The organism is Mesorhizobium sp. Cs1321R2N1 (assembly GCF_037179725.1).
GTDB classification, from domain to species: Bacteria; Pseudomonadota; Alphaproteobacteria; order Rhizobiales; family Rhizobiaceae; genus Mesorhizobium; species Mesorhizobium salmacidum.
Genome location: NZ_JAPYKP010000056.1, coordinates 18,611 through 33,097, shown reverse-complemented (window position 1 = coordinate 33,097; position 14,487 = coordinate 18,611). Strand labels below are relative to the sequence as shown.

Annotated in this window: 13 protein-coding genes; 9 read left to right on the top strand and 4 right to left on the bottom strand. The window is 62.9% G+C overall.

The window, feature by feature from the left end; translation table 11 throughout:
- Together O7A61_RS16295 and O7A61_RS16290 are read right to left on the bottom strand one after the other, a co-directional pair.
- A partial coding sequence (locus O7A61_RS16295) for a VCBS domain-containing protein (protein WP_337130640.1) occupies window positions 1-1,282 on the bottom strand: 1,282 nt, incomplete at its 3' end.
- Window positions 1,283-1,885: 603 nt separating this feature from the next.
- Window positions 1,886-2,788, bottom strand: coding sequence for a GNAT family N-acetyltransferase (locus tag O7A61_RS16290; RefSeq protein WP_337130642.1), 903 nt, complete (start codon window positions 2,786-2,788; stop codon window positions 1,886-1,888).
- 232 nt (window positions 2,789-3,020) lie between these two features.
- Between O7A61_RS16290 and argE the strand changes: the two genes are divergently transcribed.
- From argE to O7A61_RS16260, 6 genes are all read left to right on the top strand, one after another.
- On the top strand, window positions 3,021-4,145 hold the full coding sequence (gene argE, locus O7A61_RS16285) for an acetylornithine deacetylase (RefSeq protein ID WP_337130639.1): 1,125 nt from the start codon (window positions 3,021-3,023) through the stop codon (window positions 4,143-4,145).
- A gap of 12 nt (window positions 4,146-4,157) precedes the next feature.
- Window positions 4,158-5,081, top strand: coding sequence for a 2-hydroxyacid dehydrogenase (locus tag O7A61_RS16280; RefSeq protein WP_337130638.1), 924 nt, complete (start codon window positions 4,158-4,160; stop codon window positions 5,079-5,081).
- Between the two features lie 23 nt (window positions 5,082-5,104).
- Window positions 5,105-5,452 (top strand): cupin domain-containing protein, encoded by a 348-nt coding sequence (locus O7A61_RS16275; protein WP_027146126.1) that lies wholly within the window; start codon window positions 5,105-5,107, stop codon window positions 5,450-5,452.
- Window positions 5,453-5,599: 147 nt separating this feature from the next.
- Window positions 5,600-7,063, top strand: a complete 1,464-nt coding sequence (locus O7A61_RS16270; RefSeq protein WP_337130637.1) for an aldehyde dehydrogenase family protein — start codon at window positions 5,600-5,602, stop codon at window positions 7,061-7,063.
- Between the two features lie 10 nt (window positions 7,064-7,073).
- Window positions 7,074-8,117, top strand: coding sequence for a tartrate dehydrogenase (locus O7A61_RS16265; protein ID WP_337130636.1), 1,044 nt, complete (start codon window positions 7,074-7,076; stop codon window positions 8,115-8,117).
- Between the two features lie 16 nt (window positions 8,118-8,133).
- Window positions 8,134-9,591, top strand: a complete 1,458-nt coding sequence (locus tag O7A61_RS16260; RefSeq protein ID WP_337130634.1) for an NAD-dependent succinate-semialdehyde dehydrogenase — start codon at window positions 8,134-8,136, stop codon at window positions 9,589-9,591.
- Between the two features lie 27 nt (window positions 9,592-9,618).
- Here the strand turns inward: O7A61_RS16260 and O7A61_RS16255 are convergent, their stop codons facing one another.
- Window positions 9,619-10,893 carry an NAD(P)/FAD-dependent oxidoreductase gene (locus O7A61_RS16255; protein WP_337130633.1) on the bottom strand — a complete coding sequence of 425 codons (1,275 nt, stop codon included), beginning with the start codon at window positions 10,891-10,893 and terminating at the stop codon, window positions 9,619-9,621.
- Between the two features lie 16 nt (window positions 10,894-10,909).
- Window positions 10,910-11,578, bottom strand: coding sequence for a haloacid dehalogenase type II (locus tag O7A61_RS16250; RefSeq protein WP_337130632.1), 669 nt, complete (start codon window positions 11,576-11,578; stop codon window positions 10,910-10,912).
- Between O7A61_RS16250 and O7A61_RS16245 the strand changes: the two genes are divergently transcribed.
- From O7A61_RS16245 to O7A61_RS16235, 3 genes are all read left to right on the top strand, one after another.
- A complete protein-coding gene (locus O7A61_RS16245) occupies window positions 11,577-11,717 on the top strand; it encodes a hypothetical protein (protein ID WP_198028847.1) in 141 nt (46 codons plus the stop codon). The two genes, O7A61_RS16250 and O7A61_RS16245, sit on opposite strands and share 2 nt — an antisense overlap.
- A 179-nt stretch (window positions 11,718-11,896) precedes the next feature.
- Window positions 11,897-12,736 carry a GNAT family N-acetyltransferase gene (locus O7A61_RS16240; protein ID WP_337130631.1) on the top strand — a complete coding sequence of 280 codons (840 nt, stop codon included), beginning with the start codon at window positions 11,897-11,899 and terminating at the stop codon, window positions 12,734-12,736.
- A gap of 126 nt (window positions 12,737-12,862) precedes the next feature.
- Entirely contained in the window at window positions 12,863-14,236 is a 1,374-nt protein-coding gene (locus tag O7A61_RS16235) for an aspartate aminotransferase family protein (protein WP_337130630.1), read from the top strand.
- Window positions 14,237-14,487: the final 251 nt, after the last annotated feature.

Sequence of the window (14,487 nt, the reverse complement as noted above, 5' to 3'; positions counted from 1 at the left end):
TGGTGATGATGCCCTGGTCGGTGGTGATCGTGGTGACGCCCTGCGAGGCATCCGACAGCGTCGCCGTGAACACGTAGTTGGCGACCGCCCCCTCGGCGACCGTCGAGGCGCTCAGGTTGACCGTGGCATTGTCAGTAATACCGTTGATAGTGATTGTTACTACCTGTGCTGTCCCGTCTGCGGTTAGAACCGTGAATGTGTCGGTCAAATGATCGCCTGCATTGAGCTCCTGGACTGCAATATTGGTGTTGTCGAGCGTGTAGGTCCAATTGCCAGCAGCGGTCATCGCAAAGGTGCCGTAGCCGTGGTCCGTTGCCCCGCCTGCAGCAACCGCCTGGAACGTATTCGCTGGATTGTCGACGTCGGTATCCGTGAGCGTACCGCTCACGGTCGGGACACCGTTGATAGCACCGCCGGCTTCCACAACCGTGCCACCAATGGCGCCCGAAACCACGGCGGCGTCATTCTTGCCGGTGATGTCAATCGTCACCACCTGGGCCGTGCCATCTTGTGTGTGCACGGTAAAAGTCTCGGTGAGGTGCTGGCCGGCGTTGAGCCCCTGCACCGTCGCATTGCTATTGTTGAGCGTAAAGGTCCAGACACCACCGGTGGTCATTTGGTAGGTGCCGTAGCTATGATCGCTGACGGCTCCGGCAGCGACCGCCTGGAACGTATTGGGCGTGTTGTCGACGTCGGTGTCCGTCAGCGTGCCGCTCGCCGTCGGCGTCCCGGCAATGGCGTTGCCCACGCCGCCGGCCTCGATCACTGAACCCGTAACCACCCCGGAAATCACCGCGGCGTCGTTGGTGCCGGCGAATTGTACCGTCGCGGTCGCCCAGCTGAGCGTGCCATTACCGAGCCGGATCGAGTAGATGAAGCTGTCGGTTAGGTACTGGCCTGCACTTAAGCCCTGTAACTGCGCCTTGAAAGCCGCTGACAAGGTAGTCGCGTCATATCCCACGCGTCCATCGGACGTAATCCAGATCTTCGCGCCGTTGTAACTCGTCTCGGAGTTGGCAGCTTCAATCCGTGCCAAGTCTTGTGTCAGCAAATCACCGGCGATGTATCCACCCATCGCGCCTGTATTATTGATGCCATTGTCGATTGACCAGAGGGTCTTGGCGTTCCCGCCGAGATCGTTGGCCATCACACTCAGGAAGACGGTTTGGAGAATATCCTCAGTGAGCCCTGTCGTGTTGCTGGCGAACGTGTCGTCCTGCGCCTGCGGTGTATTGGAGAACGACGTCGTGGTACCGCCGGCACCGGTGACCTGAGTAGCCATTTTTCAACCCCCTGTTTTTCTGTGACAGACGCCCCTACGCCTGTTTGTTGCTAGTCTTGTTCGACCACGCTCTGTCCGAGCATCGATCCCAAAGATAGGCGCACAACTGGGTTGGAAGTGAAGTGCAGTGCATCATCAGCGAGCCTGCCGGGCAAGAAGAGCCGGCTGGAGCTAGCGGATGATGATCGCAAATGGCGGCTGCGACGACGTTGGTCGCTGCGCTACGTCTCCCTACCCATTGCATCGTCTAAAACGTCGGTTTCCGATCAAGAGATTTTAGAAGATGCTTATATTAGGAGATTATTAACCCTATGACGCTGCAAACGTCAACGTCGCATTTGCAAAACAGTTAATAGTTAAATGTTGAAGCAAAGTCACGGCCGCGACAGTAGCCTTCCATCAACAATCGATCACGCATGGGGCGGCTATGTCGATTGTAGCCTGACGCGGTGCCGGTGGTATCCGGATCGATGCGGGAGGGCCTTATCCGGCTTCTTACGCGGCGCCGGGCTGAACGCGGTCCTGTTCGAGGTGAAATGCACGCCCTGGACACCTTTTCCCGGTTAGCAGATGGTGCGGAGCCCGTCCGCATCCTCGGCTGACCTATCCGAGAGTTTGACTGGCCAGAGCATAGGTTACCGGTGTAGCTGCACCGTCGGCCGCAAAATCGGCGAGGCGTTTGCCCATCGACATGGTCAGCACCGTGTCGAAGACCGGCATTCCGCTGTGCGCCAGAAAGGCGGCGAATTCGCCGCTTCCCATATGCGTGTCCACCCGGAGGAAACTGCCCGAATGATCGGCGATGTGCGGCCGGACCACTGCGATGGCATCGGTATCTCGCTCCGCTAGGACCGGACCGATGACATGGCCGCGGCCGAAGGGCCGGCAGAGAGCGAAGGCCTTGAGCGCGCCCTCGCCGAAGAGCCCGTAGCCAACAGATTGTTCGAACAGCTTTTCGACAAGTGCCGCTCTATGCACTCCGAAACCGACCGCATCGAGCGCGATGATCGCCGGCAAGTGCTCAGCCACCAGCCGACGCACCTCGCTACACTCCCTGTCTATTCCAGCCGCCGTGGCGGCGCGGGCGATCCCATGGCAGTGATAGACGGTCTTCTCCGGCTTGAAGTCGAGCGAAAGATAGAGCCGTTTTGCCGCTCGGGTCGCATTGAGGCGCAAGTCGCGCCCGACCACGTTGTCGAAGACCCGCTTCATCAGCCACTGGCCGGCTCCCAGCGTCTGCAGCCGCGGCGAGGTGATGACCATCCCTACGGTCGCGAAATCGTCGCCATGCGGGAACCACATGGCCGAGCCGAGCACCCGGCCGATCTCGTCGAGCGCAACGAACCCCCGTCCCGATTCGCGCAGGAATTGCCAGTCCTCGGCGCGATGCGGCCATCCCACGGATAGAGAGTGCGCGTGCAACCGGTCGAGTTCGACGCCTTCGATGTCGCCGATCCGCATCGAGAAGGCATCGATTTTCAAGCTTCCGGACGGCTTCAATTCCATGCCTCTGAAAGACCGCGTAACGAGCGACACACAGGCCACCCATGCTCCTGCCAACGCTAAAACAAACCATCGATACGATTTGCTAGAAAGCCGCGCACCAACGCAAGATTCAACTGAAACACTTCCGCTTTCGGCACGCAATCGCGAAAGAAGGCGCACATCCTCCTTCGAATTGTTGCAGCTTATGGTCGACGGCACCAATCCGGCGCACCCAAATGTTTTGAGGGCAGGAATGGACGTCTTCGGTATCCTTGACCGTCTCGTCGGCTTTCCATCGGTCGCCGGCAAGCCAAACGATGACATCGCAGGCTGGATCGAGGCCTATCTCGCGGAAAAAGGAGCGAAGGTTACCCTGCTCCCAGGACCGGAAGGCGACCGCACCAATCTTTTCGCAACGATCGGCCCCGCCGACGTCCCGGGCTACATTTTGTCTGGCCACATGGACGTCGTTCCCGCTGGCGAGCCGCAATGGACCTCTGCTCCTTTTACGCTGCGCCGGGACGGCGAACGCCTTTACGGACGCGGCACCACGGACATGAAGGGGTTTCTTGCCGCGGCGCTCGCGGCTGTACCTCATATAGCGGGCCAGCGCCTGACTAGACCGATCCACCTCGCCTTCTCCTACGACGAGGAGGTAGGATGCCGCGGTGTGCCGCATCTCATCGCCCGGCTTTCCCACCTTTGCGCAAAGCCGCTCGGCGTCATCGTCGGCGAGCCGAGCGGCATGCGCGCCGTGCTCGGCCACAAGGGCAAGGCGGCCGCCCGCGTGACCATCAAGGGACGGGCAGGCCATTCCTCACGGCCGGACCTCGGGCTCAACGCGATCCATGCGATGTCCGACGCGCTGGGCGCTGCCGTGAGTGAAGCCGAGCGGCTGACGCATGGTCCTTTCGACCCTGTCTTCGAGCCAGCCTATTCTTCGCTGCAGGCCGGCGTGATCGCGGGCGGACAGTCGGTCAACATCATCCCCGACAGCTGCACGCTGGACCTCGAGGCGCGTGCCATACCCGGTGTCGACCCCGCCAGCCTGCTCGCGCCGGTCAAGGCGCGGGCCGAAGCACTTGCGGCCGGAGGCTTTCGGATAGAGTGGGCGCCAATGAGCGCCTATCCGGCGCTATCGCTGCCGCAAGACGCGAGCCTGGCGGCACTGCTGGGCGAGTTGACCGGCGAAGCGCCGCTTGCCGCCGTCAGCTACGGCACGGAGGCCGGGCTCTACCAGGCTGCCGGCTTCGACGCGATCATCTGCGGCCCGGGCGACATTGCCCGCGCCCACAAGCCGGACGAATATATTCTCGCGAGCGAACTCACGGCTTGCCAGCGGATGATCGAAGCGCTGGGCGCGCGTTGCGCGGCTTGAAGGAGCACCGGAATGACATTCCTGTTCAATTCCGATGCGCGGCGTGGGGCGGTCTTCGCCGATGCCTTCGCCAAAGAACTCCCGGACGTCCCCTTCACTATGGATGCCGCAACGGTCGATCCCGACGCCGTGCGCTATTTCATTACCTGGACCGCGCCAGAAGACCTCGCACGCTACAGGAACCTGGAGATCCTGTTTTCCATTGGCGCCGGCGTGGACCAGTTCCGCCTCGATACAGTGCCTGAACAGGTGAAGATCGTGCGTACGATCGAGGAAGGCATCGTGCGCATGATGCAGGAGTATGTGACGCTGGCCGTCCTCGCCCTGCATCGCAACCTCCCCGGATATCTGGCGCAGCAGCGCGCCGGCGAATGGCGCGACATCCCACAGCTGCAGGCCGGGTCGCGTCGGATCGGCGTGCTCGGCCTCGGGCAGCTCGGCCAGGCCGTCCTGGACCGACTGAAACCGTTCGGGTTTCCGCTCGCCGGCTGGAGCCGCTCGCCGCGGCAAATCGAAGGGGTGACCTGCCATGACGGCGAGATCGGGCTGGAGAGAATGCTCACGGCCAGCGACATATTGATCTGCCTGCTGCCGCTGACCGAGGACACCCGCAGCTTCCTCGATGCCAACCTGTTCGCGAAACTGCCCCAAGGCGCGGCGCTCATTCACACGGGTCGGGGGCTGCAGCTCGACCACGAAGCGCTCGTCGCCGCGCTCGACAGCAACCACCTCTCCGCAGCGATGATTGATGTGACCGATCCCGAACCGCTGCCCACGGGCCATCCGTTCTGGTCGCATCCGAAGATCATCCTCACCCCGCATGTCGCCAGCGTCACCCAGCCCGCGACCGCCGCACGGGCCGTCATCGACAATATCTGTCGCCACCGCTCCGGTCTCCAGCCGATCGGGCTTGTCGACCGGTCGCGCGGTTATTGAAGTCCAACCAGAAAGGCCATCCTTTGTCCCTGCTCAAGACCGTCGATACCGACCCAAGCTTTTCGCCGCGCGAATCCAAGGCATTGCGTGAGCGGCTGATTGCCGGCGACCCTGCCTTCAAGACCTGGGCGCAGGACGTCACCAGGGACATCCATACAGGCGTCTGGGAAGCGACCCCAGGCGAGACGCGCTCAATCAAGGGCGAGACATTCGAGTTCTGCCACATCCTCTCCGGCGTGATCGAAATCACGCCCGATGCCGGCGTGACGATGACCTACCGCGCCGGCGACAGCTTCGTGATGAAGCCTGGCTTCACCGGTATTTGGAAAACGATCGAAACGGTGCGCAAGATCTACGTCACCGTGGGATGACAGGATCCGAGCGAGGTGCTGGCCCGCGGAAGATTTTGCCGTCCCCCTCACTCAGCACACAACATTCGTCGGTGGCGGAACGCCGAACAGCGCATGCTGCGTGCCGGCACACGCTAGGCTCCTGCCGATGCCGTAGAGTGGTTGTCGATGAGCCTGAGCTTCGATCCCGATATAATCCCCCTTCCCGTCGGCCATTTCATCGGCAGGGAGTTGATTCCGGCTGAGGGCGGAATCGAGATGCGCCGCCCGTCGGACGGCAAATCATATGTTGCCTGTCCCGTGGCCGGCATAGACATGGTCGATCGTGCGGTGGAGAGCGCCAAGGCTGCGCTGAAGGCCAGCAACTGGGGCGGCGTCCGGCCACGCGAGCGCACCAAGGCACTCCAGGCCTGGGCCGATCTGATCGAAGCGGAAGCGGCAACGCTGGCCAGGATCGAGGCGCTGTGCTCGACGCGGCCCGTCGGCCAACTCGTCGCCGGCGACATCGCCATTACCGCCGAGCAGATCCGTTTCTTTGCCGAATTCGCCGACAAGGAAGGCGACGATTTGGCGCCGACCGACGACGGCAGTCTCGGCATGATCATGAGCGAGCCCTATGGCGTGGTCGGCGCGATCACGCCCTGGAATTTTCCGATCTCGATGGCTGGATGGAAGCTGGGTCCGGCATTGGCCGCGGGCAACGCGGTCATGCTGAAGCCGTCGGAAATGACGCCCTTTTCGGCAGTCTATATGGCGCAACTCGCCGTTAAAGCTGGCCTGCCCGCAGGGCTCATAAACGTCGTGCTGGGAGACGGTCCGACGACCGGCACGGCGCTGACCGGCCATCCCGAGATCGCCAAGGTCTCCTTCACCGGCTCGACCCGCGCCGGATCGGCCATCATGGAGAATGTCGCCCGCACCGGCGTCAAGCCGATGACGCTGGAACTCGGTGGCAAGAGCCCGCAGATCGTCTTTGCCGATGCCGATCTGGACAAGGCGGCGACGGCCATCGCCGGCAGCGTCACCTTCAACGCGGGCCAGGCCTGCGTGGCCGGCACGCGCCTTATCGTCGAGAAAAGCGTCGCCGAAAGACTGACGGCCGCTATCCTGGGAAAGATGAAGGCGGTGCGGCCCGGCCCGACCTGGGACGCGACGACACAGTACTCCCCCATCATCTCCGAAGGGCAGCGGGCGCGTATCGATGGCATCGTGCGGGCCGCGGTTGAGGCAGGCGGCGAATGCCTCACTGGCGGCCATGCCATGGATCACGCCGGCTATTTCTACGAGCCGACGCTGATTACAGGTGTCGACCAGTCCAATCCTGCAATTGTCGAGGAAATCTTCGGCCCGGTCCTGACGGTGCAGACCTTCGAGACCGAGGAGGAGGCGCTGGCGCTGTCCAGCCATTCGACCTACGGGCTGGCTTCCGGCCTGTTCACCTCCGACCTGTCCCGCACCATCCGCTTCGCGCGCAAGCTTGAGGCGGGCACCGTCTGGGTCAACCGTTACAGCCGCTCGCGCGACCATATCCTGCCGACCGGCGGCTACAAGCGTTCCGGCATCGGCAAGGACCTCGGCCGCGAGGCCTATCTTGCCAATCGCAGGACCAAGAGCGTCCTGATCAGCCTCTAGAGAGATGCCTATGAAGTCCTATTCGATCGCCCTGATCCCCGGTGACGGCATCGGCCGCGACGTGACCGGGGCCGCCTGGTCCGTGCTTCAGACGGCGGCCAAATATGCCGGCTTTACCTTGGCCGGAACCGATTTCCCCTGGTCCTGCAAGTTCTACAAGGACACCGGCCGCATGATGCCCGAAGACGGCATCGAGACCCTGCGTAGCTTCGACGCCATCCTTCTCGGCGCGGTCGGCTGGCCGGCGGAGGTGCCAGATTCCGTCTCGCTCCACAGCCTGTTGCTGCCGATTCGCAAGGCATTCGTGCAATACGCCAACATCCGGCCGCACCGCCTGCTGCCGGGGGTGACGGGGCCGCTGCGGGCCGAGAGTTTCGACATATTGTGCATTCGGGAGAACACCGAAGGCGAGTATTCGGGCGCCGGCGGGCGTGTGCATCAAGGCACTCTGGACGAGGTCGCCGTGGAGACCTCGATCTTCACCTGCGCCGGCGTCGAGCGCATCCTGCGCTTCGGCTTCGAGCAGGCGCGGACACGGCGCGGCAAGCTGGCCTCCGTCACCAAGTCCAACGCGCAGAAATACTCGATGGTGTTCTGGGACGAGATCACGCGAAAGCTGGCTGCGGAGTACTCTGACGTCGCTGTGACCAGCTATCATGTCGACGCGCTGGCCGCGCGCATGATCATGGCGCCGGAGAGCCTCGACGTGGTCGTCGCCTCCAACCTGTTCGGCGACATCCTCACCGATATCGGCGCGGCGATCCAGGGCGGGCTCGGCTACGCCGCCTCCGCCAACATCAACCCCGACCGCTCGGCGCCGTCCATGTTCGAGCCGGTGCACGGCTCCGCGCCCGACATCGCGCATCTGGGCATCGCCAACCCGATCGCCACCATATGGTCCGGTGCGATGATGCTCGAACATCTCGGCGAAACGGCTGCGGCCGGCCGCGTCATGAAGGCGGTCGAAGCGACAACCGCGCGCGGCATTGGAACCACCCCCGGGAAGGACAGGACGGAAGCCATCACAGCGGCCGTCGTCGCAGCACTCACCTGATTGCAAGGCATTTTCGATGAAAAACCTGAAGGACAAAACTCTCTTTCGCGAAGCCGGTCTGATCGGCGGTAGATGGGTCACTGCCGGCTCCGGCAAAACGGTCGATGTGCTCGACCCAGCGACCCAGTCGGCGATCGGCACGGTACCCGACATGGCCGGTACGGAGACCCGTGCGGCGATAGAGGCCGCGGCTTCCGCCTACCGAGATTGGAGGAAGAAGACCAACGCCGAACGCGCGGCGCTCCTGGAAGCATGGCATGGCCTGATGCTGGCGCATCTGGACGATCTGGCGCTGATCCTGACGACGGAACAGGGCAAGCCCCTGGACGAAGCCAAGGGCGAGATCCGCTACGGCGCATCCTTCGTCAAATGGTTTGCCGAGGAAGCGCGCCGTATCAACGGCCACACCATCCCCTCGCCCACATCAGACCGCCGCATCATCGTCCTGAAGGAACCGGTAGGCGTTTGCGGCATCATCACGCCATGGAACTTTCCCAACGCGATGATCACCCGCAAGGTCGCGCCGGCGCTGGCCGCCGGCTGCACGGTAGTGATCAAGCCGTCCGAGTTCACGCCCTATTCGGCGCTGGCGCTCGGCGTGCTCGCCGAACGGGCGGGTATACCCGCCGGCGTCATCAACATCGTCACCGGCATGCCGGCCGAGATCGGCAACGAGATCATGGCGAACGAGACGGTGCGCAAGATATCCTTCACCGGCTCGACGCGGGTCGGTTCGCTGCTGATGCGCGGCGCGGCCGACAGCGTGAAGCGCTTGAGTCTCGAACTCGGTGGCAACGCGCCCTTCATCGTTTTCGACGATGCCGACCTCGACCTTGCCATCGAGGGCGCGCTCGTCTCGAAATTCCGCAATGGCGGCCAGACCTGCGTCTGCGCCAACCGCATCCTTGTGCAAGCCGGAGTCTACGAAACCTTCGCCGCGAAGCTCACCGCCCGTGTCAACGCCATGACGGTGGGCCCCGGCACGCAGCCCGGCGTCGCGATCGGGCCGATGATCAACATGGCGGCGGTCGAGAAGATCAACCGCCACGTCGAGGACGCGCTCGCCAAAGGTGCCGAGATCATCACGCAGAAGCCGGCTTTGCCGGAGGGCCTGCAATATGTCGCGCCGCTGGTGCTGACCGGCGCCACGAACGAGATGCAGCTTGCCGACGAGGAGACATTCGGCCCGGTCGCACCGCTTTTCCGCTTCGAAACGGAAGAAGAAGCGATCGCTCTCGCCAACGGCACGCCTTACGGGCTTGCCTCTTACTTCTACACTGAAAATTTGAAACGCGCCTGGCGCGTCGGCGAAGCGCTGGAGTTCGGCATGGTTGGCCTCAACACCGGCTCGGTCTCGATGGAGGTGGCGCCTTTCGGCGGTGTCAAACAGTCCGGTCTTGGGCGCGAGGGGGCGCAGGCCGGCATCGAGGAATACCTCGAGATGAAGAGTTTTCACATGGGCGGGCTCAGCTGAGGCTGAAGCTAGGCTTAGCCGAAAGGGTCACTGAAACCGGTCGAGCGCCTTGTAGTAGAGTCCGACCATCGGCAGGAACCAGGGCTTGCCGGAATAGCCGGGGATGGCAGGCCACTCGAGCCCTTTCAGCGGATTGCGATCGTCGCGGCCGAGCATGGCATCGGCCAGGACCATGCCGAGATGGGTGGAAAACTGCGCGCCGTGGCCGGAATAGCCCATCGCGTACCAGACTCCATCGTGATAGCCGGCGCGTGGGAACCGGTCCTTGGTCATGTCGACCAGCCCGCCCCAGCAATAGTCGATCTCGACCGTGGCGAGCTGCGGGAAGATCGTGGCCAGGCTTGCCTGCAATATCTGGCCGCTCCTGGCGTCGGAGCGCTGGTCCGATGTGGCCGAGAAGCGTGCGCGGCCGCCGAAGATCAGGCGATTGTCGGGCGAAAGCCGGAAGTAGTTGCCGATGTTCATCGAGGTCACGCAAGTGCGGTTGCCCGGCATGATCGCGGCGGTCTCGGCGTCGCTCAACGGCCGCGTGGCGATAATGAAGCTGCCGACGGAGATGATCCTGCGGCGGAAATAGCCGAAATTAGGCGTGGTATAGGCGCCAGTCGCCACCAGCACATTGTCGGCGCTGATGCGGCCACGCGGGGTGGTCAGTTCATGCCGCTTGCCGGCCTGTTTGCGGTCGGTCACCGCTGCGTTCTCGTAGATGACAGCGCCGTGGCGAGCGGCTGAAGCGGCCAGCCCGGCCACATAGCGGCCCATATGCATCATGGCGCTCTTCTTCGACAGCATCGCGCCATGGAAAGGCGAGCCGATCTCGGATTTCAGATCATCTACCGACAGCAGCGCCGTATCCGGATCAACCTCGGCGTGGATAGCTTCGAAGTTGCGGGCGATCGCTTCGAAATGCTGCGGCTTGGAGGCGAGCTTCAGCTTGCCGGCGCGACGGAAGTCGCAGTCGATGCCTTCCTCGGCTACCAGCGCCTCGATCGTGTCGACGGAGTCGTCCAGCGCCCGGTAGAGCGCGATCGCGCGTTCCTTGCCGAGCTCCGCCTTGGCCGAGAGGTAGCTATGGGCAAGCCCGTTGTTCAGATGCCCGCCATTGCGCCCGGATGCCCCCCAGCCCACGCGCTCCGCTTCCAGCACCGCCACCTTGGCGCCGGCCTTCGCCAATTGGCGCGCCGCGGCGAGACCGGTGAAGCCGCCGCCGATGATGGCGGCATCGTAGTGCCCCTTGACCGGGCCTTGCGCCGCGCCGGAAAATACGGGGGCTGTGTCGTGCCAGTAGGAGACCAGCTTCATCGGCAATCCGCCTGTTTTAGAGACCAACCACGCCTGGAAGGCCCGAAATGTCCGATATCTCGACATAGCCGTAATAAGGGTTGGCCGGTTCGTGACCGCGGTTGACCCAGACCTTGTTCTTGATGCCGAGATCGTGCGCCGACATCAGGTCGTAGCGGAACGAGGACGAGCAGTGAAGAATGTCCTTCGGGCCGCAGTCCAGCCTATCGAACATGTATTCGAAGGCCTTGAAGCGGGGCTTGTAGGCCTGCGCCTGCTCGGCCGTATAGACAGCATGGAAGGGCGCGCCGAGCTTTTCAACATTGGACATGATCTGCGCGTTCATGGCGTTGGAGAGGATAACCAGCGGAATTTCCTTGGCGACCTTTGCCAGGCCCGCCGGAACATCTGCATGCGGTCCCCAGGTCGGGACACGCTCATAGACCATTTTGGCATCGTCGGGATTGAAGACAACACCATTGCGCTTGCAGGCGCGCTCGAGCGCATTGTGGACGACGTCAGCATAGGGCTTCCAGTCGCCCAGGATCTCGTCGAGCCGATATGCCGCGAAATTCTTGATGAACTCCTGCATGCGCGGCTCGTCGAGCCGGCTGCCATAGAGGTCGCGCGCCGATTCCGCCATCTGGAAGAAGGTCAACGTGCCATAGCAGTCGAAGGTGATGTATTTGGGCCTGAAAGAAGCCATGTCCGTCGATCTCCAGTGGAAGCACTTCCGCGTTGGGATGTATTTCATCATAGGCCGGCGGGCGGCGAGCCACCTGACCGAAATAGCCTTCCCGAAAGCAGAAAGTTTCGTATCCGCCTGCTGGTTTGGCACGCTGTAGCATCCCGACGGTCAATGAGCCCGCCTTCCTTGACCTGAAATGCATCCGCCACGGGCGGCGCCAGCACAAGATGCGGCGCACCGCTCGCGCTACGGCGAATGATACCGCCGAAGCCAGCGCCTTCAGACGATCTGCGGCGCGCCGATGGTCGAGACTTACGGCAGACGGAAGGATGCCTCATGCAGCAGGAAGAGATCGAACTCCGAGCGTTCGGGCCGGACCATATCGAGGGCGCCGTCGCGCTTTCGCGCCAAGAGAATTGGCCGCATCGTCCGCAGGACTGGCAGATGGCGTTGCAACTCTCCAACGGCGCGGTCGCGCTCGACGACCACGGCCAGGTCACCGGGACCATCCTGGTCACGCCCTATGGCGATGATTGCGCCATGATCAACATGGTGATTGTCGACAGGAATATGCGAGGCAAGGGGCTGGGACGCCGGCTGATGGAAAAGGCCTTCGCCCTTGCCAAAGACCGTCCATTGCGGCTTGTCGCGACGCGGGACGGCATGCCTCTCTATGAGAAACTGGGCTTTGTGCCCTCCGGCACGGTCCTGCAGCATCAGGGCCAGGTCGCGGAGCTTGATGCGCCTGCCGGGATGGAGGCCGCGGCCATTGTCGACCTGCCGGAAATCAAGGCGATGGACCGCGACGCCTATGGCGCGGACCGTGAAGCTCTGATCGATGCGCTTGCCGAGCGCGGGGAATTCGCCGTCGTCCGCCGCAACGGCGCCATCGAGGCCTATGCGGCGATCCGCCCGTTCGGAGGCGGCGAGGTGATCGGCCCCGTGATCGCCGGGAGTGTCGAGGACGCCAAGGGCCTGATCAGCTTTTTCGCCGCGTCGCGCCCCGGTGTCTTCCTGCGCGTGGATACCGACAGCAGGACCGGCATCGCCGACTGGCTCACGGAAATCGGCCTCGCCCATGTCGGCGGTGGCGTGACCATGGACCGTCCGTCCAGGCCGGACGCGGCACGGGCACGGCCAAAAGTTTACGCACTCGCCAACCAGGCACTCGGCTAGAGCCGGATGATTTCGGATCGAGTCGATCCGAAGTCTGAATCCGACTCTAAATCAAAGGGATAGAGCATGATGTCGTCCGAAAACCGCTTCACGCTTTGCTGCATCATGCTCTAGCCGGAGGTATCAATGCTCGCCAATTCCCTGATCGAACTCGACCGCGCCCATCTTATTCATCCGGTTTCGTCATATCGCGGCCACGAGGCGCTTGGCGTGCGTGTGCTGAAATCGGCAAAGGGTGCGACCGTGACCGATGCGTCCGGCAAGCAGCTCGTCGACGGTTTCGCAGGATTGTGGTGTGTCAACGCAGGCTACGGTCATGACAGCATCGTCGAGGCGGCGGCACGGCAGATGCGCGAACTTCCCTACGCCACTGCCTATTTCGATCTCGGCTCGGAACCGGCCATCCGCCTCGCCTCAGAACTGGCCGAGCGTGCGCCTGGGGATCTCAATCACGTCTATTTCACGCTCGGCGGATCGGACGCTGTCGACAGCACGATCCGTTTCGTCCGCTACTACTGGAACGCCAAGGGCGAGCCGCAGCGCGACCAGTTCATTTCGATCGAGCAGGGCTATCACGGATCGTCGGTGGTCGGCGCCGGCCTGACCGCGCTGCCTGCTTTTCACGCCGGCTTCGGCATCCCCTTCGAATGGCAGCACAAGATCCCGTCCCCCTATCCCTATCGAAATCCAGTCGGCGAAGACGGGAACGCGATCATCGCAGCCTCGCTCGCCGCGCTGAAGATCAAGATCGAGGAAATTGGGCCAGAGCGCGTCGCTGCCTTCTATGCCGAGCCGATCCAAGGCTCGGGCGGTGTCATCGTTCCCCCGAAAGGCTGGATGAAGGCGATCCGCGAGCTTTGCCGGGAATACGGCATCCTGTTCGTCGCCGACGAGGTGATCACCGGATTCGGCCGCACGGGACCACTGTTCGCCTGCACTGAGGAGTACATCGTTCCCGATTTCATGACGACGGCGAAGGGCCTGACCTCGGGCTATGTTCCGATGGGCGCGGTGTTCATGGCCGATCATGTCTACGACGTGATCGCCGACGGCGCGGGCGCTTCGGCGGTCGGCCACGGCTACACCTACTCCGCCCATCCGGTCAGCGCCGCCGTCGCGCTTGAGGTGTTGAGGCTCTATGAAAATGGGCTTTTGGAGAACGGCATCAGGGCCGGCGCACGCCTGATGGCGGGATTGAACAGCCTGAGCGACCATCCGCTCGTCGGCGAGGTGCGCGGCCGCGGCATGCTTGCAGCGGTCGAACTGGTGACCGACAAGCAGAAGAAAACACCGCTTCCCGCGTCGGCCATGCCGGCGCGGCGGGTCTTCGACAGGGCGTGGGACAATGGCCTCATCATCCGTGCCTTCGCGCAAGGGGTCCTCGGCTATGCGCCGCCGCTCTGCTGTACCGACAGCGATATCGATGCGATCATCGAGCGCACGCGCCGAACTCTTGACCAGACGCTGGACGATCCAGACGTCCGCCAGGCCATGGCATGACGAGCGACGAACTTTTCGCATCTCGAAATATCGCCGGGGCAGACGATTTCGCAATTTTGTGCCGCGCACTTGCGCCTTTTCGGCGAATCCAGCGCGGGGGAAGTGCCAGACTGCAGTTAAGACAAGGCCAGAAAGCCCGATTTCCGGGCCTTCAGAAACAGCCGACGCCCCGGGCAGCACGGAATTTTGTTCTGTTCAGCACATGCAATTCGGCAGCGCGCAGAGGAGAGCCAGTCTTGGCCAGGGGCTTT

Bases quoted from the DNA above. Each gene is read 5' to 3' on its own strand.
- O7A61_RS16240 (WP_337130631.1), top strand. From the start codon at position 11,897: ATGCAGCAGGAAGAGATCGAACTCCGAGCGTTCGGGCCGGACCATATC.
- O7A61_RS16235 (WP_337130630.1), top strand. From the start codon at position 12,863: ATGCTCGCCAATTCCCTGATCGAACTCGACCGCGCCCATCTTATTCAT.
- O7A61_RS16270 (WP_337130637.1), top strand. From the start codon at position 5,600: ATGAGCCTGAGCTTCGATCCCGATATAATCCCCCTTCCCGTCGGCCAT.
- O7A61_RS16245 (WP_198028847.1), top strand. From the start codon at position 11,577: ATGTCCGTCGATCTCCAGTGGAAGCACTTCCGCGTTGGGATGTATTTC.
- O7A61_RS16255 (WP_337130633.1), bottom strand. From the start codon at position 10,893: ATGAAGCTGGTCTCCTACTGGCACGACACAGCCCCCGTATTTTCCGGC.
- O7A61_RS16250 (WP_337130632.1), bottom strand. From the start codon at position 11,578: ATGGCTTCTTTCAGGCCCAAATACATCACCTTCGACTGCTATGGCACG.
- argE (WP_337130639.1), top strand. From the start codon at position 3,021: ATGGACGTCTTCGGTATCCTTGACCGTCTCGTCGGCTTTCCATCGGTC.
- O7A61_RS16290 (WP_337130642.1), bottom strand. From the start codon at position 2,788: ATGGAATTGAAGCCGTCCGGAAGCTTGAAAATCGATGCCTTCTCGATG.
- O7A61_RS16280 (WP_337130638.1), top strand. From the start codon at position 4,158: ATGACATTCCTGTTCAATTCCGATGCGCGGCGTGGGGCGGTCTTCGCC.
- O7A61_RS16265 (WP_337130636.1), top strand. From the start codon at position 7,074: ATGAAGTCCTATTCGATCGCCCTGATCCCCGGTGACGGCATCGGCCGC.
- O7A61_RS16260 (WP_337130634.1), top strand. From the start codon at position 8,134: ATGAAAAACCTGAAGGACAAAACTCTCTTTCGCGAAGCCGGTCTGATC.